At 35.0% G+C, this 19,535-nt stretch carries 21 protein-coding genes; 5 read left to right on the top strand and 16 right to left on the bottom strand.

All coding sequences use genetic code 11. The features are described 5' to 3' along the window. Positions 1–6: 6 nt before the first annotated feature. On the bottom strand, positions 7–930 hold the full coding sequence (locus M0Q24_RS04080) for a class I SAM-dependent methyltransferase (RefSeq protein ID WP_295047644.1): 924 nt from the start codon (positions 928–930) through the stop codon (positions 7–9). A gap of 108 nt (positions 931–1,038) precedes the next feature. Here M0Q24_RS04080 and M0Q24_RS04075 point away from each other — a divergent pair, with 108 nt between their 5' ends. After that, positions 1,039–1,506, top strand: a complete 468-nt coding sequence (locus M0Q24_RS04075) for a hypothetical protein (protein WP_295047641.1) — start codon at positions 1,039–1,041, stop codon at positions 1,504–1,506. Positions 1,507–1,524: 18 nt separating this feature from the next. Here M0Q24_RS04075 and M0Q24_RS04070 read toward each other — a convergent pair whose 3' ends face one another. From M0Q24_RS04070 to folD, 13 genes are all read right to left on the bottom strand, one after another. Continuing rightward, positions 1,525–2,124 (bottom strand): hypothetical protein, encoded by a 600-nt coding sequence (locus M0Q24_RS04070; protein ID WP_295047638.1) that lies wholly within the window; start codon positions 2,122–2,124, stop codon positions 1,525–1,527. A 188-nt stretch (positions 2,125–2,312) separates the two neighbouring features. After that, positions 2,313–3,413: a redox-regulated ATPase YchF gene (gene ychF / locus M0Q24_RS04065; RefSeq protein ID WP_295047635.1), complete on the bottom strand. Its 1,101-nt coding sequence runs from the start codon at positions 3,411–3,413 to the stop codon at positions 2,313–2,315. 145 nt (positions 3,414–3,558) lie between these two features. After that, on the bottom strand, positions 3,559–4,059 hold the full coding sequence (locus M0Q24_RS04060; RefSeq protein WP_295047632.1) for an RNase H family protein: 501 nt from the start codon (positions 4,057–4,059) through the stop codon (positions 3,559–3,561). Next, positions 4,060–4,935: a DMT family transporter gene (locus M0Q24_RS04055; protein WP_295047629.1), complete on the bottom strand. Its 876-nt coding sequence runs from the start codon at positions 4,933–4,935 to the stop codon at positions 4,060–4,062. Then, entirely contained in the window at positions 4,932–6,344 is a 1,413-nt protein-coding gene (locus M0Q24_RS04050; protein WP_295047626.1) for a leucyl aminopeptidase, read from the bottom strand. The genes M0Q24_RS04055 and M0Q24_RS04050 overlap by 4 nt, the downstream gene beginning before the upstream one ends. Positions 6,345–6,386: 42 nt before the next feature. Beyond that, the gene (locus M0Q24_RS04045) at positions 6,387–6,989 is read right to left on the bottom strand and encodes an STAS/SEC14 domain-containing protein (RefSeq protein ID WP_295047623.1); all 603 of its coding nucleotides are present in this window, start codon (positions 6,987–6,989) and stop codon (positions 6,387–6,389) included. A 58-nt stretch (positions 6,990–7,047) separates the two neighbouring features. Then, positions 7,048–8,247 carry a tryptophan synthase subunit beta gene (trpB, locus tag M0Q24_RS04040; protein ID WP_295047620.1) on the bottom strand — a complete coding sequence of 400 codons (1,200 nt, stop codon included), beginning with the start codon at positions 8,245–8,247 and terminating at the stop codon, positions 7,048–7,050. After that, a complete protein-coding gene (locus M0Q24_RS04035; protein WP_295047683.1) occupies positions 8,247–8,795 on the bottom strand; it encodes an adenine phosphoribosyltransferase in 549 nt (182 codons plus the stop codon). Before M0Q24_RS04035 ends, trpB begins: the two co-directional genes overlap by 1 nt. A 12-nt stretch (positions 8,796–8,807) precedes the next feature. After that, complete coding sequence (locus M0Q24_RS04030) at positions 8,808–9,140, bottom strand: hypothetical protein (protein WP_295047617.1); 333 nt, start codon at positions 9,138–9,140, stop codon at positions 8,808–8,810. 129 nt (positions 9,141–9,269) lie between these two features. Beyond that, positions 9,270–9,701 carry a ribose 5-phosphate isomerase B gene (gene rpiB, locus M0Q24_RS04025; RefSeq protein WP_295047615.1) on the bottom strand — a complete coding sequence of 144 codons (432 nt, stop codon included), beginning with the start codon at positions 9,699–9,701 and terminating at the stop codon, positions 9,270–9,272. A 9-nt stretch (positions 9,702–9,710) separates the two neighbouring features. Further along, a complete protein-coding gene (locus M0Q24_RS04020; RefSeq protein WP_295047612.1) occupies positions 9,711–10,385 on the bottom strand; it encodes a site-2 protease family protein in 675 nt (224 codons plus the stop codon). Then, positions 10,372–11,181 carry a signal peptidase I gene (gene lepB, locus M0Q24_RS04015; protein ID WP_295047610.1) on the bottom strand — a complete coding sequence of 270 codons (810 nt, stop codon included), beginning with the start codon at positions 11,179–11,181 and terminating at the stop codon, positions 10,372–10,374. The genes M0Q24_RS04020 and lepB overlap by 14 nt, the downstream gene beginning before the upstream one ends. Beyond that, a complete protein-coding gene (gene folD / locus M0Q24_RS04010; protein WP_295047606.1) occupies positions 11,181–12,050 on the bottom strand; it encodes a bifunctional methylenetetrahydrofolate dehydrogenase/methenyltetrahydrofolate cyclohydrolase FolD in 870 nt (289 codons plus the stop codon). Before folD ends, lepB begins: the two co-directional genes overlap by 1 nt. A gap of 59 nt (positions 12,051–12,109) precedes the next feature. On the opposite strand from folD, the gene M0Q24_RS04005 reads away from it, so the two are divergent. After that, positions 12,110–12,448 (top strand): c-type cytochrome, encoded by a 339-nt coding sequence (locus M0Q24_RS04005; RefSeq protein ID WP_295047603.1) that lies wholly within the window; start codon positions 12,110–12,112, stop codon positions 12,446–12,448. Beyond that, positions 12,438–13,352, top strand: a complete 915-nt coding sequence (locus M0Q24_RS04000; RefSeq protein ID WP_295047600.1) for an aldolase/citrate lyase family protein — start codon at positions 12,438–12,440, stop codon at positions 13,350–13,352. The genes M0Q24_RS04005 and M0Q24_RS04000 overlap by 11 nt, the downstream gene beginning before the upstream one ends. A gap of 33 nt (positions 13,353–13,385) precedes the next feature. Here the strand turns inward: M0Q24_RS04000 and cysS are convergent, their stop codons facing one another. After that, the gene (cysS, locus tag M0Q24_RS03995) at positions 13,386–14,786 is read right to left on the bottom strand and encodes a cysteine--tRNA ligase (RefSeq protein WP_295047597.1); all 1,401 of its coding nucleotides are present in this window, start codon (positions 14,784–14,786) and stop codon (positions 13,386–13,388) included. A 743-nt stretch (positions 14,787–15,529) separates the two neighbouring features. Then, on the bottom strand, positions 15,530–16,930 hold the full coding sequence (gene murJ, locus M0Q24_RS03990; RefSeq protein ID WP_295047594.1) for a murein biosynthesis integral membrane protein MurJ: 1,401 nt from the start codon (positions 16,928–16,930) through the stop codon (positions 15,530–15,532). Positions 16,931–17,045: 115 nt separating this feature from the next. Between murJ and M0Q24_RS03985 the strand changes: the two genes are divergently transcribed. Both M0Q24_RS03985 and ruvA read left to right on the top strand, forming a co-directional pair. Further along, on the top strand, positions 17,046–18,953 hold the full coding sequence (locus tag M0Q24_RS03985) for a flagellar assembly protein A (protein ID WP_295047592.1): 1,908 nt from the start codon (positions 17,046–17,048) through the stop codon (positions 18,951–18,953). Continuing rightward, complete coding sequence (gene ruvA / locus M0Q24_RS03980; RefSeq protein ID WP_295047589.1) at positions 18,954–19,520, top strand: Holliday junction branch migration protein RuvA; 567 nt, start codon at positions 18,954–18,956, stop codon at positions 19,518–19,520. The last annotated feature ends 15 nt before the right edge of the window (positions 19,521–19,535 follow it).

Genomic DNA, 19,535 nt, shown 5'->3' with positions numbered 1-19,535 from the left:
AAAGTTCTAATACTTTTCTACTTTATTTTTTTTAAAGACTAGATTTTTTAGACTTCTCTCTTCATCAAGGCTCTCAAACTCTTTTAGGTTTGGAAGTCTCTCTTTAAACTCAAACTCAGGAGCTAGCTCACATATAAGCTCTTTTAAAAAAGAAGAGTCAAGCTCTGGCGAGTTTAAACAAGCTAGTAAGATGCAGTTGTCCGATGAGATCTCTGGAAGCTTTGCAATGATTTTTCTATAATCTTTTGTAGCTTCAAAACTTCCTCTTTGAAAACTTGGTGGATCTATAATTATGAGATCATAAGGACCTTTTTTCTTGATACGAGAAAAAGACTTTAAGATGTTGTAAGGCGCAAAATTAACACCTTTAGTATTGAGATCATTTATGTGATGGTTTGAGCGACCTATACTTAGAGATGCTTTACTCATATCTATGTTTGAGACACTCTTCGCACTGCCAAAAAGAGCTGCCACGCTAAAGGCACAAGTGTATGAAAAAAGGTTTAGCACACTCTTGCCTTTTGCATTCTCTCTTACAAATTCTCTTCCTATTTTCATGTCGGCAAAGTAACCACTGTTACGGTTTGAGAGTAAATTTAGTCTGAATTTCATACCATTTTCAAGAGCAAAGATCTCATCACTTAACTCTCCTACAATTACCTCAGTTGGAAAATTTTTTTTGTATCTTCTTTGTAAGATTAAAGTTTCGTGTCTTGTTCTCTTTATAAAAGCTTTTAAGAGATCTAGTAGTTCGCCCTCGTTAGGATCTTCATCGTACAAAGCCACACTTAAAACTGTGTCAATAGAGTCAATAGTGAGATGTTTAAAACCATCATAAAGTCCACCACGACCATGAAAGAGTCTTTTAAATTCAGCACTTATATCTTTAGAGTTTAGAGAAATATGTGTATTTAAGTTTTGTAGAGTCAAAGTTAGCCCTGTTTTTTTGATGAAAGTTTATCTATTTTATTTGAAAGCTTACTTTAAAAATAAAAGGTATAGTTATTGCTTATAGTTTTTAAAAAACAGGAGTAGGTTATGTTAGTTGGTAGTTCTACAAGTGCTTTTTACTATAGTAAAAACAAAGAAGAAACACGGGAATCTGATATAGCGTTTGCTTTAAATGATGAAAAACAAACTCAAACTCAAATAAAAGAGTATAAGAGTCGTGACGAGATAAACGCAGAAGATACGGCACTTCAACAGTTTAAAAAAGACCTAACAGAGAAGGGTTCTTTTAAATTTATGCATGATTTTAATATGCAAAAGATAGAAGAGATGCTAGAAGAGTATAAGAAAAAATTAGAAAAAGAATTAGAAGATAATCCAGACTCAAAGATGGATATTGATCAGATGCTAAATGAGTATAAAAAACAGCTATTAGAGAGATTTAGAGAGCTTGAAGATGATAAAGGCGACTCAAAAACTATCCTTAGTACAAGTCGTATGGCTTTTGAGATTGCCGACAAGCTAAAACCCAAGTTAGAGGATATTTTAAACTTTTAGGTTTTACTTTTTGTAGTACTACTTGTTGATTACTTTTAGTTTTACAAAAAGACCATTATCTTTTTTAAAAACATCTACTGCAGTTTCTATTGGAGTTTTTTGTCTTTTTAGACTTCCTTGGACTGAGTGAAGAACATGAGCAAATTTTTGAAATAGTGGAGCTACTATATAGTTGATATGATCTTTTTTTAGCATATCTGCTAGTGCATATATAACACAATAGTAAACACTTTTATTGATGGATCTTTGAATAAGATAATCGCGCATAATATTTATATTGTTATATAAAACTTCTTTGTTTTCTTCACTTAGTACACTATTTTCTTGGGCTCTTTTTAAATCATGTTCTATCTCTTCTTCTATATCATGATTTTGTTTTTCCACAAGAGTATTTATATTTGGACATATTTTTTTTAACTCATCAAAGAGCTCATCTTTTTCTAGTCTTTTAGTTGAGGCTTCATAAGTATATACTTTATCCTCAAAGTACTCATGGTTAAGTGCTTTTATAAGTTGAACTGCTATATTTAAGTAGACATATTTGTCTTCTTTATTGTTATCAAATTCTATACCTGTATGAGAGATAATAGGCTTTGGACCAACATATTTTAATTCCATAATAATATCCTTAATTTTATGTTATAAAATGAAAGAAACCTTCATTTATTTTGTCACACCAAAGGAACAAAGTCCCTTTGGCTACGCTAATACCCAAAGGGTACTCTGTCGTGCGCGCTTGGTTTTCTTCGGCAGAAAGCCCTCGGCACTAGTGCCTCTTTGAGTTTATTTATAAGTAGTTTATCATTTTATACATTAAATCTAAAATGCATAACATCGCCATCTTGTACGATGTACTCTTTACCTTCTAGTCTCATCTTTCCAGCTTCTTTTGCCTTTGCTTCTCCGCCATAAGTTATAAAGTCTTCATAAGAAATGACCTCCGCACGAATGAAACCTTTCTCAAAGTCATTGTGAATGGCAGCTGCTGCTTTTGGTGCAGTTGAGTTTTTTCTAATAGTCCAAGAACGAACCTCTTTAACGCCTGCAGTAAAGTAACTCATAAGCCCTAACTTATCAAAACCTTTTTGTATGATCTGTTCTAGTCCTGACTCTTCTACACCTAGATCTGTTAAAAATTCTTGCGCTTCATCATCTTCAAGACCGATAAGTTCTTCTTCAATCTTCGCACATAGCTTGATGAGTTCGCAATTGTTTTTAGTAGCATGATCTCTAAGTGCTATTACATAATCATTGTCTTGTAAAAGACCATCTTCATCAGTATTAGCTCCATACATAATCTCTTTGTTAGTTAAAAATCTAACTTCTGAATTTAGCTGCTTATATATTTCACTATCAACATCTTTGAAATTTCTTGCTAATTCACCCTCAGCTAAAAACTCCATCAACTCTTCTGCCATATCTAGCATCTCTTTTGCACTCTTATCTGCTTTTGCTTGTTTTTTTAGTCTATCAATACGGTTAGATAAAACTTCAATATCAGCAAGAATAAGCTCACCTTCGATAATCTCAACATCGCGAAGTGGATCTATGCTACCCTCGTTATGAACAATGTTTTCATCATCAAAACATCTTACTATTTGAAGGATGACCTCAGTTTCGCGTATGTTTGAGAGAAACTTGTTTCCAAGTCCTTCACCTTTTGAAGCACCTTTTACTAGACCTGCGATATCTACGAAATCAAGTGTAGAGTACTGAATTCTCTGGGGGTTTACTATCTTTGCAAGTTCTGTTAATCTTTTATCTGGAACAGGAACAACAGCCTTGTTTGGCTCTATGGTACAAAATGGATAGTTTGCAGCCTCTGCGTTTTGCGCTTTTGTTAATGCATTAAATGTTGTTGATTTACCGACATTTGGAAGTCCTACTAGACCTATACTTACACCCATTTCTTCTCCGATATATATTTATATTTGTTTGTTTCTTTAATACTGTTTAATGATGAGACAGTTAAGATAAATGGCATTATACTCTTACAATACTTTCAAGTGATTGAGGGATAAAAATATGATAATTTGAGAAAGGTCTTTGAGTTTATAAAACTTCTTCTCTTAGAGCATCTCTCGCTGCTTTGTCTACTAGAGTAAAGATCTTGTCAATCATGTTTTTGTCTTTATCTTTTTTATGACCTTTAACTTTTACAAAATCACACTCTATATTATCTGTAAGTCTGTAAAATTCTTTGTATAGTTCATAGTTTTTTATAAGAGTTTTTTTACTGGTCATATAGTTGTTTTTTTCAAACTTTTTACGCCTATCATAAAGCCCAATAATATTTTGACAATCTGTAAAAATAATAACTTTTCTCTCTTTTACACTTATCTTATTTAGTGCCCAAAGCAAGGCTTCTAGTTCAAGTTTAGATGAGCTAGTATCTTCAAATTTTTTAGTAAAGACATCTTCTTTAGAGAGAGTAATAGAGTGTAGTTCATCTTCATTTAGAAGTAGATAAGCACCAAAACCAAACTTTTTTTGAGGATTGGCACTACCATCTGTAAATAAGTATAGATTTGGCTTTTTAGTGTTTGTTTGCATCTATATAGAGATTCTTTTTATTGGTTTTGTTAATAGATATCCACCAATAAGAATGGGAATTATCCCTAACATTTGACGAAATTCTGGCACTTCATTTAAATATACAAAAGCAAAAAAAAGTGTTAAAGGAGGTACAAAAGCAATCATAGCACTTACCTTTGTGATAGAGATCCTATGAAGTGCTTCCATCCATAAAATCTTAGAGATGCCAAAGATAACTAAACCGATAAGTATGATATAAGGAAGTGCATTTTCTAATTCATTTAGGCTAATTTTAGGCTCTATTATCCAAGCTAAAAGGGCTATAACTGGAAGTGCTATGATTGTTCTAAAACCAAGTATTGTCACTGATGAGCAGTATTTTCTCGCACGTTTTGAGTAAAAATTTGCAATAGGAGCGATAGCTGCTGCTGCAAAGATTATAAGATCTCCCTTGTTAAGAGTCAAATCATCTGGAATAAGTATGATAATAGCTCCTATACCCATAAATAAAGCTCCAAGAGCATGAATTAAGTCTATTTTTTCTTTGCCAAAAACATTAAAATAGAGGTAAGAGAAAAATAGTTGAGTAAATATTATCACCGACATATTGCCAGCTGTAGTAAACTGCATACCGATAAAAACTAGGGCAAAAAGAGTAGTGATCCAAAAACTTGTAAGTAGTAGATCTCTATATGCGGCTCTATTTTTTAACTCACTAAAGAGATCTTTTTTTAGCATCAAAAATATAAAAAAGAATAAAGAAATAAATAGAGAAAAAGCATAAGTATGAAGTGCTCCGATGTGTGAAATGGCTACTATTGAGAGTATCGGAAACCAACTCTCCAAGATGGAGAGTCCTGACATTAAAAGTTCGCCTTCGCGCTCTTTTGTCATATATTTTTTAAGTATTCACTCATAAAACGGACACTTGCACCAGTTGCCCCATAAACATTACAATCCCAAGGAGTCTCTGTGTATGCTGAACCTGCTATGTCAAAATGTAACCACTTATCTTTATTTTCATCTTTTATAAAGTTATCTAAAAACAAGCCTGCTGTGATAGCTCCACCATAAGGCTTTGAAGAGACATTTGAAATATCAGCTATTTCACTCTTTATAAGCTTTTTAAGATGTTTGTTAAACGGCAAAGAACCAGTTAGTTCACCAGAAGCAGTAGCGGCTTTTGAGATCTCATGCTTTAGCTTATGAGAGTGTCCCATAACTCCAGTTGTATATTGACCAAGGGCAACCATACAAGCACCAGTTAGAGTTGCAAAGTCAAAGATTGCATCTGCATCTACCTTCTCTTGTGCATAGTCTAGGACATCTGCTAAGACTAAACGACCCTCAGCATCTGTGTTTCTAACTTCTATAGTGGTTCCACTTCTTGAAACTAAGACATCATCTGGTTTGTAAGCATCCCCACCAACCATGTTCTCAACTGCACCTATAAAAGCGTGAACTTCAATATCTAGCTTTAACTCACTAACAGCTTTAATGATGCCTAAAACTGAACAAGCTCCAGCTTTATCCATCTTCATAGTTACCATTGAAGTTGAGGGCTTTAAGCTAAGTCCACCACTATCATAAGTTAGGCCTTTTCCAACAAGAGAGATGATCTTTTTGGCTTTTTTTGGCTTATAAGCTAAGTGGATAAGTTGGCTTTGGTGGATAGATGCACGACCAACTGCAAGCATTGCGTTCATGTTTTGTTTTTTTAGCTCATCTTCTGCAAAAATCTCACACTCTAAAGAATTTTCATCAGCTAATCTTTGTGCTAAGTATGCAAGTGATAGAGGATTAAGCTCTTGTGGAGCAGTATTTACTATATCTCTAGTGAAGCAAGTAGCATTAGAAATAATGAGTGCATCTTTAAAGATAGTTTTAAGTTTTTTATAATCAAGCTCGTTAGATGCAATGAAGATATTTTCTAACTTATTTTCTTTAGGTTTTGATTTGTAATCATTAAACTCATATCCACCAAGAACAACACCCTCAACCATAGCAGCAAGTGAGTTGGCTTTTAACGCACCAAAAACGGCACTTTCATAGTTTGAAGATTTTAACGCTTTGATCATGCTAGTAGTTGCACTTCTTATATCATCACTTTTTTTGCTATCAACACCACAAAAAAGCAAACCTTTTTCATGTAAAAAACAGATAGAGTCTTGCTCTGCTTTAAATCCAGTTAAATTTAAAAGCTTAAACTCTTTATGTTTTTTAAGTTCATCAGGAGTTAAAAACTCAACTTTAATGTCTGCTTTTATATCAGCAATATTTTTATTTATTAGTTTTATATTCATTGTTTATCCATAGTTTATTTTTGTGAGATTTTTACTAGATCTCTAATAGTTCATGTACTTTTTAGCTTTTACATCATCTTGTATGCTTCTTAATTTCTCTTCAAAGATTTCAAGTAAAATTTCAGATGCATTTTGTCCATTTGGCTCTGGGACATTGTAGCCGGTCACTCTAAGGTTCGATCTAAAGAGTGATTCTAAATCGTCTTGTATAGTTTGCTTTCTTGAGTGCATATCTTTTTGCACAGGAGTTACAGGTTTTACCTCTTCTCTACTTAGCCATGCATAAGCACTATCAAGTGAGCTAAAAAACTCCATCTCACCACTTATAAACCAACTTCCAACTTTTGCTAAATACTCATCAGTAGTACTAGCTCCAACAATGGCGATCTTGCTAAAGAGATCTTTATACTTCATTCCAAATTTAAAGTCATCCCAGGCAGCTCTTAGTTCCCAGCCATCAAACTCAGTAGCATCTAAAAGCATTTTTACTTTAAGATCTTTTGCCCCTTCAAGTGAACTCTCTAGCATTGGAGTCATACTTGCATAGTCATTATGTGTTAACTTACCAACTATCTTCATCTTGATAAAGAAAAAATCATCTACTCGGTTTACACCTATAGAAATTCCGTGTTCTATATACTCCACAACAAACTCCTTGAGAAAAATTTATCTCTATTGTAGCTAAAGAAAAAAAACCCTTGGACTAGTCGAAATGTAAGATTTCCTTTGCTTGGATCATGTCTTTATCGCCTCTTCCAGAGAGGTTTACGATGATTAGTTTACCTTTTATATCTTTTATTTTTTTAAGATAAGCAATAGCATGAGCACTCTCAAAAGCTGGGATAATTCCCTCTTTTTGAGAGAGCCATACAAAAGCTTCAAGAGCCTCTTCATCTGTTGCATTGTCATAGCTTACAGATTTATTGTCACAGTGAAAAGAGTGTTCAGGACCAATACCAGGATAGTCTAGTCCGGCAGAGATTGAGTGTGCCTCTTTGATCTGCCCATCTTCATCTTGGAGTATATAGCTCATCTGACCATGCAAGACACCAGGGCGACCTTTTTTTAAAGAGCAACCATGTTTTTGTGTCTCTAAGCCAAGCCCACCTGCTTCAATGCCAATACACTCAACTTCTTCATCTTCTAAGAAGTGTTGAAATGTTCCTATAGCGTTTGAACCACCGCCAATACAAGCTATTACATAGTCTGGTAAGCGGTTTTCTTTTTCAAGGATCTGAGCTCTTGCTTCATAACCGATGATGGATTGAAAATCTCTTACCATCATAGGATATGGATGCGGACCCGCTACTGTTCCTATGATGTAAAAAGTATCTCTAGTGTTTGTAACCCAGTGTCTTATAGCCTCATTCATAGCATCTTTTAGTGTTTTTGAGCCACTCTCCACTGCATTTACTTTAGCACCAAGAAGCTTCATGCGAAAAACATTTAACTCTTGACGAGCAGCGTCTTTTGCACCCATAAAAACTTCACACTCAAGATCTAGAAGTGCGCAGATCGTAGCAGTTGCAACACCGTGTTGACCTGCACCTGTCTCAGCTATGATTTTTTTATAGCCAAGTCTTTTAGCCATAAGCCCTTGAGCTATAACATTGTTAACTTTATGTGCACCCGTATGGTTTAGATCTTCCCTTTTTAGGTAGATCTTTGCACCCAACTCATCTGAGATATTTTTAGCATAGTAGAGTGGAGAAGGGCGACCTACATAGTCTTTGAGGTAGTAATCAACTTCCTTCCAAAAACTCTCATCGAAGCGGATTAAGTCATACTCATCTTTAAGTTTTAAAAGTGCTGGCATAAGTGTTTCAGGTACAAATCTGCCACCAAAAATACCAAAGTGACCATCTTCATCTGGATCAAATTTTGAAGCTTTTGGGATATACATTATTTCACCTCTATAAGAGAATAAACAGGAGTTTTTTCTTCTAAGTTTTTATAACCATCTAAAGATGTAAGAGTAACAACAAAACAAGCTTCAACACACTCAGCTCCAGCCTGTTTTATAAGAGTAGCTGCAGCAGTTGCAGTTCCTCCAGTAGCAATTAAGTCATCTATAAGAAGAACTCTTGCATCTTTTTGACCTCTAAAAGCGTCTATATGAATCTCAACTTCATCTACTCCATATTCCAGTGAGTACTTCTCACTAATAGTAGTATATGGAAGTTTTCCGTGCTTACGGATAGGAACAAAGCCAATACTTAGCATCTGAGCTAAAGCTGCTCCGAAGATAAACCCTCTCGCATCAATGCCAACTATATAGTCTAGGTTATACTCTTTATATCTTTGGTAGAGATGATTCATCAAAACACCAAAAGCGTGTTTATCATTTAGGATTGTTGTTATATCCTTAAAGACAATCCCAGGTTTGGGAAAATCTTTTACATCTCTGATAGCTTCTTCAATAATTTTTCTTTCTGTTTTACTAAGTACAATCACTTTTTCTCCTTATAGTAAAGCGTCAATACGACCCTCTAGTGCTTTGATCTTACCATTTAGACGATCTGTTTCTTGTCTATGTTTAGTGTTTCTTTGTTTTAGAACTTTTAGCTCATTTCTAAGTTTTGTAAGCTCTTCACTTAAAATATCAACATTTCCCAAAGCTCTTTGGAGTTGTATTTGATACTTTCTAATAAGGATCTCAGCCTCTTGAAGTGTTAGCTTCATAAGGTCATTTCCTCTTTGTTCTTTACTAGTAATGCTCTTAAAATAGTACATCTTTACAAAGAGATATACGCAGAGTATTGATAAAATTGTTAAAAGTGACCATTCCCAAAACATAGTATATACTCCCTTAGTTTATTGTCTATTTATCATTTCTCGTTCCATCTCTCCTGAGGTGGAACGAATACCGATCAACACAGATACATCACACCTCAGGAGAGGTGTGACGAGAAGAAAAAGCAAATATCAAATAGCCTCTATTTTCTCAACACGACCGCAGTGTCTTCCACCCTCAAAAGTTGAGCTTAGCCATGAGTCTATTATGGATTCTGCTACCCCTTGACCTACAACTCTCTCGCCAAAACATAGAACATTTGCGTCGTTGTGTCCTCTAGCAACCATGGCAGTATATGCATCATGACAAAGTGCAGCTCTAATGCCACTATGGCGATTTGCTGCCATGCTCATTCCTATGCCAGATCCACAGATTAGGACTCCTTGAGAGCCTTTGTCTGCTAAAACAGCCTCACAAACTTTGATAGCAAAGTCTGGATAATCTACTCTTGTCTTTGAAAAAGGACCTAGATCTATAACATCATGACCCTTTTGCTTTAACAATTCTACAGTAAAATCTTTTAAATCGACTCCTGCATGATCTGTAGCGATGTAAAATTTCATGATAATCCTTTATGTTAATAGTAATAATATGGTTTGAACAGGTAAAAGTAAGACATAGTCTTTAATGGGTGTCATCAAAATTATAAGAACTATAATGATCCCATATCTCTCATTTTTGTAAAAAAACTCTGCAACGGAGTTTACTTTGTACTTTAGTGCTAAATGCATCAAAAAGTGTGCTCCATCAAATTGAGGAATCGGGAGCAGGTTAAAGACTCCTAATACTACATTTATGATGAGTAGTTGAAAAACTAACATATAGGCAAAGATATAAACTATGCTATCTGCAGTGGTAGGTTGGCTCATTGTTACGAGTACAATAGAGGCGATAGTTGCTAGTGTAAAGTTGTAAGCAATTCCGGCTAGATCTACTTGCATAGCAGCGTTGTAGCCACCATTTCTCACAACTGTACCTGTGTTTATAGGTACTGGTTTTGCCCAACCAAATAAAAATCCACTCTCACCACCGAGTAACATCGGTAAAAAGTACATAGTAGCAGGAACTATAATAGTACCAACTAGATCTACGTGAATAAGAGGATTTATAGAGAGTCTACCAGCATTTTTAGCAGTTGTATCGCCATACATGAAAGCCACCCAACCATGCATGATCTCATGCCCGATAATGGCAATTGCTAGGGCTATAACAGCAGCTGCTATTTTTAGTATATCAATAGATTCCATGATCGTCTTTATCTTCTCTTAGTCTTTCACTTATTGCAAGATCTAGATGACTTTTTTGCTCTATATCTGTAGGAGTTTTTCCTATTCGATCCCATCTGATTTCCCAGTTTTCACCCACTGAGAAGTAGATAAACCAAGGAGATCCTTCTATGTTTTCATATGGCACTGCTCCCCAAAAACGGCTGTCATTTGAGTGATCTCTATTATCTCCCATCATAAAATAGTGGTCTTTATCTATGCGAATTGGAGCAAATTCAAAAAGCTCCATATGATATCTTCCATTGTTTTGGATCTTCTCATCGTGATGTATGCCAGGATGTTCTTTCATATAAGGGTTTTTAACCCATAGTTTATCAGCATAGATAATGATCTCATAATCTTTAAAGTTCTCTTTTATCCACTCATCGCCTTCGCTATGGTGAACATATAGATTTTTATCGCTAACAAAAAGTTCGTCTCCAGGAAGAGCTACACATCTTTTTACATAGTGTTGCTTAGGGTTGTGTGGTGGTCTAAAGATAACGATATCACCTCTCTCTGGCTTATCTCCATCTACTAAACGAAGTCTATCGCTCCATGGCATGATAGACATCTCTAGAAAAGGAATGTGTGGCATAGAGATACCATAAGCAAACTTTTTAGCAAAAAGATGGTCACCTATAAGAAGTGAGTCTTTCATAGATCCAGAGGGGATTCTAAAGGCTTGAGCTATAAAGAAAATAACAAAAAGAACTATGACTATAGTTCCAGTCCATGAGTTTGAAAATTTGTAAGTTTTGTATAAAAACTCTTTCATTAAGCTTGTGCCTCTTTTAATTTACGAGCGTTATCTTTAGCAGCTTTAAGAGTGTTACTAAGAAGCATTGCAATTGTCATAGGACCAACTCCACCTGGAACTGGAGTGATGTAAGAGCATTTTTTACTAACATTAGCAAAGTCAACATCACCAACTAGTTTTCCATTCTGAGCACGGTTGATCCCAATATCTACAACAACAGCTCCATCTTTTACCATATCTTCTTTTATAAGATCTATTACTCCAACACCTACAAAGATCATGTCTGCTTTTAGTGTGTGTTTTTTAAGGTCATCTGTAAAAATATGACAGATCTCAACTGTAGCATCTGCATTTAACAAAAGTGAAGCCATTGGTTTTCCAACTATGTTTGAAGCTCCAACTACAACGCAGTTTTTGCCCTTTACATCGATGTTATACTCTTTAAGCAGGTGCATAACTCCAAGCGGTGTACATGGTACAAAACCATCAAGTCCAGTTGTTAGTCTTCCAACATTAAAGGGATGAAAACCATCTACATCTTTTGCTGGATCTACAAGCTCTAAAAGTCTAGTTGTGTCTATATGTGAGGGAAGTGGAAGTTGAATGAGTATGCCATCTATGCTTGAATCGTTATTCATCTTAACTATGCTTTTCTCAATTGCCTCTTGAGAGATCGTCTCTGGCATCTCGTGAGTTATGGAGTAAAAACCAACTCTATCGCAAGCTTTTTTCTTCATGTTTACATAAGCTTGGCTCGCTGGATCTTTTCCAACTAAGACAACAGCTAAACCAGGAGTACACCCGCAAATCGACTTTAACTCTTTTGTATCGCTAGTTACTTTTTCTTCTATCTTTTTTGAGAGTGCTTTGCCATCTAATAACTGCATTTAAACCCCATAAATTATTTTTTCGTTATTATATCACTCCAATAATAATAGGGCGCTTTATGAAAAATATATTGATTTTAATCTTTCCCTTTTACCTTTTTGCAGCTAGTACTTTCATAACACCACTAGAATACGCATCCCAACTTTACAAAAATCCAAGAGGTATAGGTTGCCATAACTGTCATGGAGACAAAGGTGAAGGAAAAATTGTTGCAAGTTATATAGATAAGAAAAAACAAAAAAACTTTAGTGGACCAGTTATAAACGAGCTAGATTTTGAGTACTTTTTTAACTCACTTAACAAACGAAAAGATGGCATGCCAAGATACTTTTTAACCAAAAAAGAGATTCAAGCACTCTATCTCTACCTACAAGAGGCGAAAAAAAATGTTAAATAAAATCCTTGAGGCTTTTAAAAATAGAGATGTAGAAACTTTAGATGCTATGGTTGAGCCTACATTTAGAGTTCTTAACACTAGAGATGATTTTACATCAGCATTGATGCTCTCGTGTAATAAAATTAAACACTTAGAAAAGATTGACGAGCTTGAAGCAGACTGCATTATTTTAAATCTTGAAGATGGAGTCAGTAAAGAAGATAAAGCTTTAGCATTGGCTCTTTGTGCAATATATCTAGTAAAACACAAAGAGTGTAGTAAGAAGCTTGTTGTTAGAGTAAATGCACTTGATGAGGGCGGTTATGATGAGATAGCTTACCTAAACCAGTTTATGCCAGATGCCATAAGAGTCTCAAAAATAAAAACAAAAAAAGAGGTAGAGAATATTTTGGCTCTTTTAGATGAAGATATAGAACTTCATCTATCCATAGAGACATCAGAGGCGTGGCACAATCTAGCAACTCTAAGAGTTAGCCAAAGGGTTACTACTTTTTATCTCGGTATCTTAGATCTTCTAGCAGATATAAAACTTCCTCAAAATCTAGTAAAGATAGATAATCCTACGATAAACTACATACTTACGCACTTTTTAGTAAGCTCAAGAGCTATGGGAGTTAAAGCTGTATCTTTTGTCTATCAAGAGTATGAAAAATTAGATGAATTTTCACAATGGATAGAGTTTGAGAAATCTTTAGGCTATGATGCAAAAGTTTGTATTTCTCCAGCGCAAGTTGCTTTAGTAAACGAAGCTTTTGCTCATGGCAAAATTGAGATAAATAGAGCAAAAGAGATAGTAAAACTCTTTGAGATACAAAGAGATAAAGGCATTACTGGCTTTACTCATCCAGAGTATGGTTTTATAGACGAGCCAATATATAAAGGTGCGTTAGCACTTTTAATGTAGCAAAGCCATATTATTTTCCACCATAATAAAGCTTTAAACTTTCTCCCAAAATGTACCTTGTGGGGTGTCCATTATGTTTACTCCAAAGGCTAAGATCTCGTCTCTTATCTGGTCTGAAGTTGCAAAATCTTTTGCTTTTTTTGCCTCATCTCTTTTTGCGATAAGGACTGAGAGTTTCTCTTTAGTTGTTCCATCTAATCCATATTGGAAATATTCGTAAGGGTTTTTAACTCCAAAACCTAAGATCTCTTCAATGAAAGTAAGGTTTGACATAGCCTCTTTTTTTAGTTCTTTATGTTTACCAGCACTATCAAGAGTCTCGTTTGTATTTGAGATCATCTCATCTATTAAACTTAGTGCCAAAGAGATGTTCATATCATCGCTTAGAGCCTGTAGTAGAGCATCTTTAAACTCACTTTTATCGTTTGCTTGGCTTAATCCAAAGAGTCGTTTTTTTAGTCTGTAGATCTTGTCAAGTCTTTTTTTTGCAAGATCTAGATCTTGCGTGTTAAAGTTGAAATTACTTCTGTAGTGGGTGCTTAAAAGATAAAAACGAAGAACTTCTCCATCGTACTCTTTTAGTGCATCTTTGAGAAAAAAGCTATTGCCTAAACTTTTTGACATCTTCTGTCCATCTATGTTTACAAAACCATTGTGCATCCAGTAAGCGGCTAGTGTGTGATCTGTTGCACATCTAGTCTGAGCAGCTTCGTTTTCATGGTGAGGAAATAGTAGATCTGCTCCACCACCGTGAATATCTACACTAAATTCTAAGTTAGGCTTCATAAGATGCTTTTCTATCATAGCCGAACACTCAAGATGCCAACCTGGACGACCTTTACCATATGGAGAGTCAAATGTAACGCTTCCATCTTTTACGCTCTTCCAAAGGGCAAAATCAGAACTATTTCTCTTTTGTGATGAACTCTCAACTCTATGTTGTTTGTCATCTTCTTCTTGAACTCTTTTTGAGAGACTTAGGTACTCTTTATCGCTTGAAGTGTCAAAATAGACATCGCCATCTTCTGTTTTATAAGCGTGATTTTTATCTATGAGTTTTTGGATAAACTCTATCATCGTATCTATTGATTCTGTTGCTTTTGGCTCTATATCTGGTCTCATAACTCCAAGCTCAGCCATTTCTTCATGATAAGCCGAGGTATAAAACTCTGTTATCTCTTTTATGGTTTTGTTTTGTTCTTGTGCTTTTTTGATGATCTTATCATCAATATCGGTGATGTTTCTAGCATAAGTAACCTCGTAGCCATTTGCACGCAAAACTCTACAAAGGAGATCAAAAACTAAAGCACTCTTTGCATGACCTAAGTGAGCATCATCATAAACTGTTGGACCGCAAACATATAGTGTTACATTGTTTTTTTCTTGAGGAATAAATTCTCGTTTTGTTTTTTGTTGTGAATCGTAAATTTTCATATAAAAATCTTTTTGTTTAAGTTGTGTTGAATTATAGCACATAGACATAGTGATTTAAGAGTAGGAATATTTTTTAAGCCCTTATGAGATTCCGTGTCAAGCACGGAATGACGTAGGGGTTGGTGTTCTTCGTCATCCTGAAGATCTGATGCCTTTCGTCATCCTGAACTTGATTCAGGATCTCGTGCGTCTTCGTCATCCTGAACTTGATTCAGGATCTCATGTGTCTTCGTCATCCTGAAGATCTCATGTCTCTTCGTCATCCTGAACTTGATTCAGGATCTCATGCGTCTTCGCCATCCTGAACTTGATTCAGGATCTCGTGTGCTTTAGAAAGTTAAGTAGGCTTTAAAAGCCTTATGAGATTCCGTGTCAAGCACGGAATGACGTAGGGGTTGGTGTTCTTCGTCATCCTGAAGATCTCATGTCTCTTCGTCATCCTGAACTTGATTCAGGATCTCGTGCGTCTTCGTCATCCTGAACTTGATTCAGGATCTCATGTGTTTTAGAAAGTTAAGTAGGCTTTAAAAGCCTTATGAGATTCCGTGTCAAGCACGGAATGACGTAGTGTTGACGGAATGACGTAGTGTTGAATGGAGTTACGAAGTGGTGGTTGCAATGGGAAGTGGTGAAGTGGTGAAGTGGTGAAGTGGTGAAGTGGTGAAGTGGTGAAGTGGTGAAGTGGTGAAGTGGTGAAGTGGTGAAGTGGTGAAGTGGTGAAGTGGTTGGTGTGAGGAAGGGTTTTACAAGTTTATAAAACTCTTCAAAGTTAAAAGTAGGAGACCAAAAACTATAGATCCAGATATAAGATAGAGGATGTTTTTTAAGCCTAGCATTGCTAAGAAGTCTTTTGTGCCAAAAGCTTTTATGGTTAGAGTAAATCCTACAAAACCGCTTATCGTTCCAGCAAGAGCTAAGCCTGCAGCTCCCATTGGAGTTATAAGTGTTAATGCAAATACGATGTAGAAAAGAAGTGAAAATGTTGCTATTTTAGCGGCGTGAAGTTGTTGCTCATTTGCATATAACCAAAGTAAAAAGAGTTTTTGGAGTCCAAGAGGTAAGAGTCCTATCATATACATTTGTAAAACAAGACTTGAGTTTATGGTGTCTTGTGCATTAAATGAACCTCTCTCAAACAAGAGCCAAACGATTTCATGAGAGAGTATGATTCCGCCTATGGTACTAGCACTTAGTAAAAATGTTAAAAACCAAAAAGCCTTTTTCATATAAGCTCTAGCTTCACGGTTTTGCTTGTTTTTTATATATCTAGCCACACTTGGAAAGAGTGCTATAGAAGTAGCAATCGCAAAGAGAGCTAGTGGGAGTTGAAAGATTCGGTTTGCATAGTAGAGATAACTAATAGATCCAGTTACTAAAAATGATGCCAAGATAGTGTCTAAAAAAGCACTAACTTGTGGTGTAGAATTACCCCACATCGCAGGAAAAAATTGTTTTTTAAACTTTTTGGACTCTTCTTTTATATGATGTGACTTTAGTTTTATATACTTAAATCCACCATACAAAGGTTTAAGTAGACCAAGTTTATGCATAGCTATAAAGTGAGCGATTAGCTGTAATATTCCGCCTATAACTACACCAAAACTAAGGTAGTAAACTATCTCTAGTTGAGATTTGTCTTGTGATAGATATAGAGCTAATATAAGAGAAATATTTAGCAGTGCAGTTGAAAATGCTGTTGTTGCAAAATGTTTTTTGTATTGAAGCATCGTGCTTAAAAAAGTGACTATAAAGATAATAGGAAGATACCAAAAGTTTATAGCTACAAAAGGTGAAGCAAGCTTTATGGTATCATCATCAAAACCTATTGCTATGGTTTGAGTGGCAAGAGATGGTAAGATGTTTACAAGTAAAGTTATTATAAGAATTATTGATAAAAAAATCAGAAATATATTTGCTGAAAATATAGATCTATGCTTTGAATTGGCATAGGCTGGAATGAAGACTTGAGTAAATGCACCTTCTGCAAAAATTCTGCGAAAAAGGTTTGGTAGCTTAAATGCTATAAAGAAAATATCGCTATATACACTCGCACCTAAAGTGGATGCAGTAAGCAAGTCTCTTAAAAAACCTAATATTCTAGAGAAGAGTATTCCAAAGCTATTTGTAAAAATGGATTTAAACATAAAAAGTCTACTTTGTCTCAAAATTGTCGCAAATTTGCCGATATTGTGTTAAATTTACGAAAGTTTAACAAAGATTAGATTAAAATATATTATAAAAATTATTTGGTAGGTAGTTATGGCAATCTTTGCTTTAGGCAAAAAAGATACTCAATCATCACAAACTAAAATTCGCCCAACCGTTGTGCGAACACAAAACGTTGCAAAAGAGCTCATCTCTATTGCAAAAAGTAATGATGTAAATATTCACTCTATTGATTTTAATGTGTTAGATGTTCAAACATACACAAGAGTAAACAAAGAGAATGAAGAAGTTGATTGGGAAGAAGCTACTGATGGCGAACTAGAAACTCTACTAACTGAAAAAAACCTACTCAACAAATACTTTGGTATAAAACAGATGTACGAGATCGAAGTTTTTTCTAAACTACCAAACGATCCATACCAAGATTTTCATCTAGCAATAGGTGCTAATGCTACTAAGTGTAAAGTTTATCTAAGCATAAAAGAAGACTCACAACTCTCATATAACAAAAATCTTGAACAAGATCTGCGTACTCTTATAGACAAGAGTAAAGTTCGTGCAAACATTCTTATAAAAGTTTTTGATTCTATGGTTGAAAATGTTGTCTCAAAAATAGCAGCTTATGTTAGAGTTCAAGAAAGTGCAAAGTATGAAAAAAGTGAAATGCACCTTGTGGCAGAGTCTTATGAACCTATACTTACACAAAATGATGCTTTGATACTTCATTATGAAAAAAAACAAAAAGTCGGTGAACAAGAGAAGGTAAACTACGCAAATAGAGGCTTTATAAAGAGTGTTAAAAAAGGTGAACTTCTTATAGAGTATATAAAAGCAAAAAAAGGAAAAGCTGGACGAAACTGTAGAGGTGAGTTTTTAGACCCAAGAGAACCTCTAGAATCAAACACTCCAAATTTCAGCACGGACAATACCATTGAAGTAATAAATAGTGATTCTAAAATAGAATATAAAGCTGTTGAGAATGGATATGTTGTTTTGGATGGAAATTCTTATACTATAAAATCTGACATAGATGTAGATGAGATTAGTTTTAAATCTACTGGTAATATCTCAGCTGGTCTTGACTCTGATGTAAGCATTAGTGTTACAGAGAGTGATGTTATGAAAGATGCTATTGGAACTGGTATGAAAGTTGAAGTCAGTGAGATAGAGATAGAAGGAAATGTTGGACCAAACGCTCAAGTTATAGCAGTAAAGGCAAGAGTTGGTGGACAAACCCACAAAACTGCGAGTGTAAAAGCAGATGACCTACGCATAAATGTTCATAAGGGAAAGGCTTTTGGTAAAAAAGTTTATATAACAAGACTAGAACATGGAGAAGTTGATGCAGAAGTTGTTGATATTGTTCAAAGTGTAGGCGGAAACATAAGAGCAAAAGAGATAACTATACAAAGTTGTGGCTCTTATGTTAATGCGACTGCATCAAGATTTATAGAGATTAAAAAACTTCAAGGTAGTGAAAATATTTTTACGATAGATCCACTGCTTAAGGGGTCTGTTAAAGAAGGTCTTAAGCAAAATAAAGAAGATATTTCAAAGTTAGAAAAAAATGTAAAAAGCATAAAGCAAGAGATAGAACAATATACAGAGGTAGTTCAAAAGAATAAAGCCAGTTTTGATGATGTAAGACGACGACTTGTTCATTATAAAAAGAACAATGTAAAGATGCCATCTTCTTTCGTAAAACAGTATAACAAGTTTAAAAAAGCAAAAGAACATCTAGTTAAGATCAAAAAAGAATACTCATCCAAAAAAGATTATTTAGCTCTCTTAACAACAAAAACTGCATCTTTTCAAGATAATATTTTTAATGCAAGAATTATAAACAGAGACAGATGGGTGGGACACAATGAGATTATATTTAGGTTAGTAGATCCACCAATAGAAGTTGCTTTTAAACCAGCTGAGGGCTCACCTGATAAAATATTTGCAATAGTAGAATCAGACGATGGAATATATAAAATAGAGGCGGTAAAAGAGTAGATGATAGTAGGTTTAAGCGGAAGTATCGTACATAAAGAGCCGAGTTTGGTTCATATCGATGTAGGCGGAGTAGTTTATGAAGTTTTTATCTCTCTTCACACTTTCTCAGCAATAGGTAATGATGAAACAAAACTATTTACAAGACACATAGTTCGTGAAGATGCACAACTTCTTTTTGGATTTTTAGATATGGCAGAGAAGAAGATGTTTGAAAGGCTTATAAAAATAAGCGGAGTTGGACCTAAAGTCGCAACTGCGATCTGTTCAACCTACACTCCAAATCAATTTGCAACTCTTGTAAACAACAAAGATATAAATGGCGTAAAAAAAGTCCCGGGCATTGGACCTAAGAGTGCAGGGCGTATTTTAGTAGAGCTTAGTGGATTTGATGCAGAACTTATGTCATCAGAACAAGTTCCAAAAACTAAAGCCTTCAATGAAGCTAGTGAGGCACTCCAAGCGCTAGGATTTAAAAAAGATAAAATCTCCAAAGCACTTAGTTCATGCTCTAGCGAAGATACTTCACTACTTGTTAAAGAAGCTCTAAAACTACTTCAAACTATTTAATGCTATAATTCGGGT

The organism is Sulfurimonas sp., from assembly GCF_023228785.1.
Lineage (GTDB): Bacteria > Campylobacterota > Campylobacteria > Campylobacterales > Sulfurimonadaceae > Sulfurimonas.
Note: the sequence above shows the minus strand (reverse complement) of the source record. Positions and strands in the feature narration are given on the sequence as shown.

Bases quoted from the DNA above. Each gene is read 5' to 3' on its own strand.
- rpiB (WP_295047615.1), bottom strand. From the start codon at position 9,701: ATGAAATTTTACATCGCTACAGATCATGCAGGAGTCGATTTAAAAGAT.
- ruvA (WP_295047589.1), top strand. From the start codon at position 18,954: ATGATAGTAGGTTTAAGCGGAAGTATCGTACATAAAGAGCCGAGTTTG.
- ychF (WP_295047635.1), bottom strand. From the start codon at position 3,413: ATGGGTGTAAGTATAGGTCTAGTAGGACTTCCAAATGTCGGTAAATCA.
- M0Q24_RS04075 (WP_295047641.1), top strand. From the start codon at position 1,039: ATGTTAGTTGGTAGTTCTACAAGTGCTTTTTACTATAGTAAAAACAAA.
- M0Q24_RS04005 (WP_295047603.1), top strand. From the start codon at position 12,110: ATGAAAAATATATTGATTTTAATCTTTCCCTTTTACCTTTTTGCAGCT.
- M0Q24_RS03985 (WP_295047592.1), top strand. From the start codon at position 17,046: ATGGCAATCTTTGCTTTAGGCAAAAAAGATACTCAATCATCACAAACT.
- M0Q24_RS04050 (WP_295047626.1), bottom strand. From the start codon at position 6,344: ATGAATATAAAACTAATAAATAAAAATATTGCTGATATAAAAGCAGAC.
- M0Q24_RS04000 (WP_295047600.1), top strand. From the start codon at position 12,438: ATGTTAAATAAAATCCTTGAGGCTTTTAAAAATAGAGATGTAGAAACT.
- lepB (WP_295047610.1), bottom strand. From the start codon at position 11,181: ATGAAAGAGTTTTTATACAAAACTTACAAATTTTCAAACTCATGGACT.
- folD (WP_295047606.1), bottom strand. From the start codon at position 12,050: ATGCAGTTATTAGATGGCAAAGCACTCTCAAAAAAGATAGAAGAAAAA.
- trpB (WP_295047620.1), bottom strand. From the start codon at position 8,247: ATGTATATCCCAAAAGCTTCAAAATTTGATCCAGATGAAGATGGTCAC.
- M0Q24_RS04060 (WP_295047632.1), bottom strand. From the start codon at position 4,059: ATGCAAACAAACACTAAAAAGCCAAATCTATACTTATTTACAGATGGT.
- M0Q24_RS04030 (WP_295047617.1), bottom strand. From the start codon at position 9,140: ATGTTTTGGGAATGGTCACTTTTAACAATTTTATCAATACTCTGCGTA.
- cysS (WP_295047597.1), bottom strand. From the start codon at position 14,786: ATGAAAATTTACGATTCACAACAAAAAACAAAACGAGAATTTATTCCT.
- M0Q24_RS04055 (WP_295047629.1), bottom strand. From the start codon at position 4,935: ATGACAAAAGAGCGCGAAGGCGAACTTTTAATGTCAGGACTCTCCATC.
- M0Q24_RS04070 (WP_295047638.1), bottom strand. From the start codon at position 2,124: ATGGAATTAAAATATGTTGGTCCAAAGCCTATTATCTCTCATACAGGT.
- murJ (WP_295047594.1), bottom strand. From the start codon at position 16,930: ATGTTTAAATCCATTTTTACAAATAGCTTTGGAATACTCTTCTCTAGA.
- M0Q24_RS04020 (WP_295047612.1), bottom strand. From the start codon at position 10,385: ATGGAATCTATTGATATACTAAAAATAGCAGCTGCTGTTATAGCCCTA.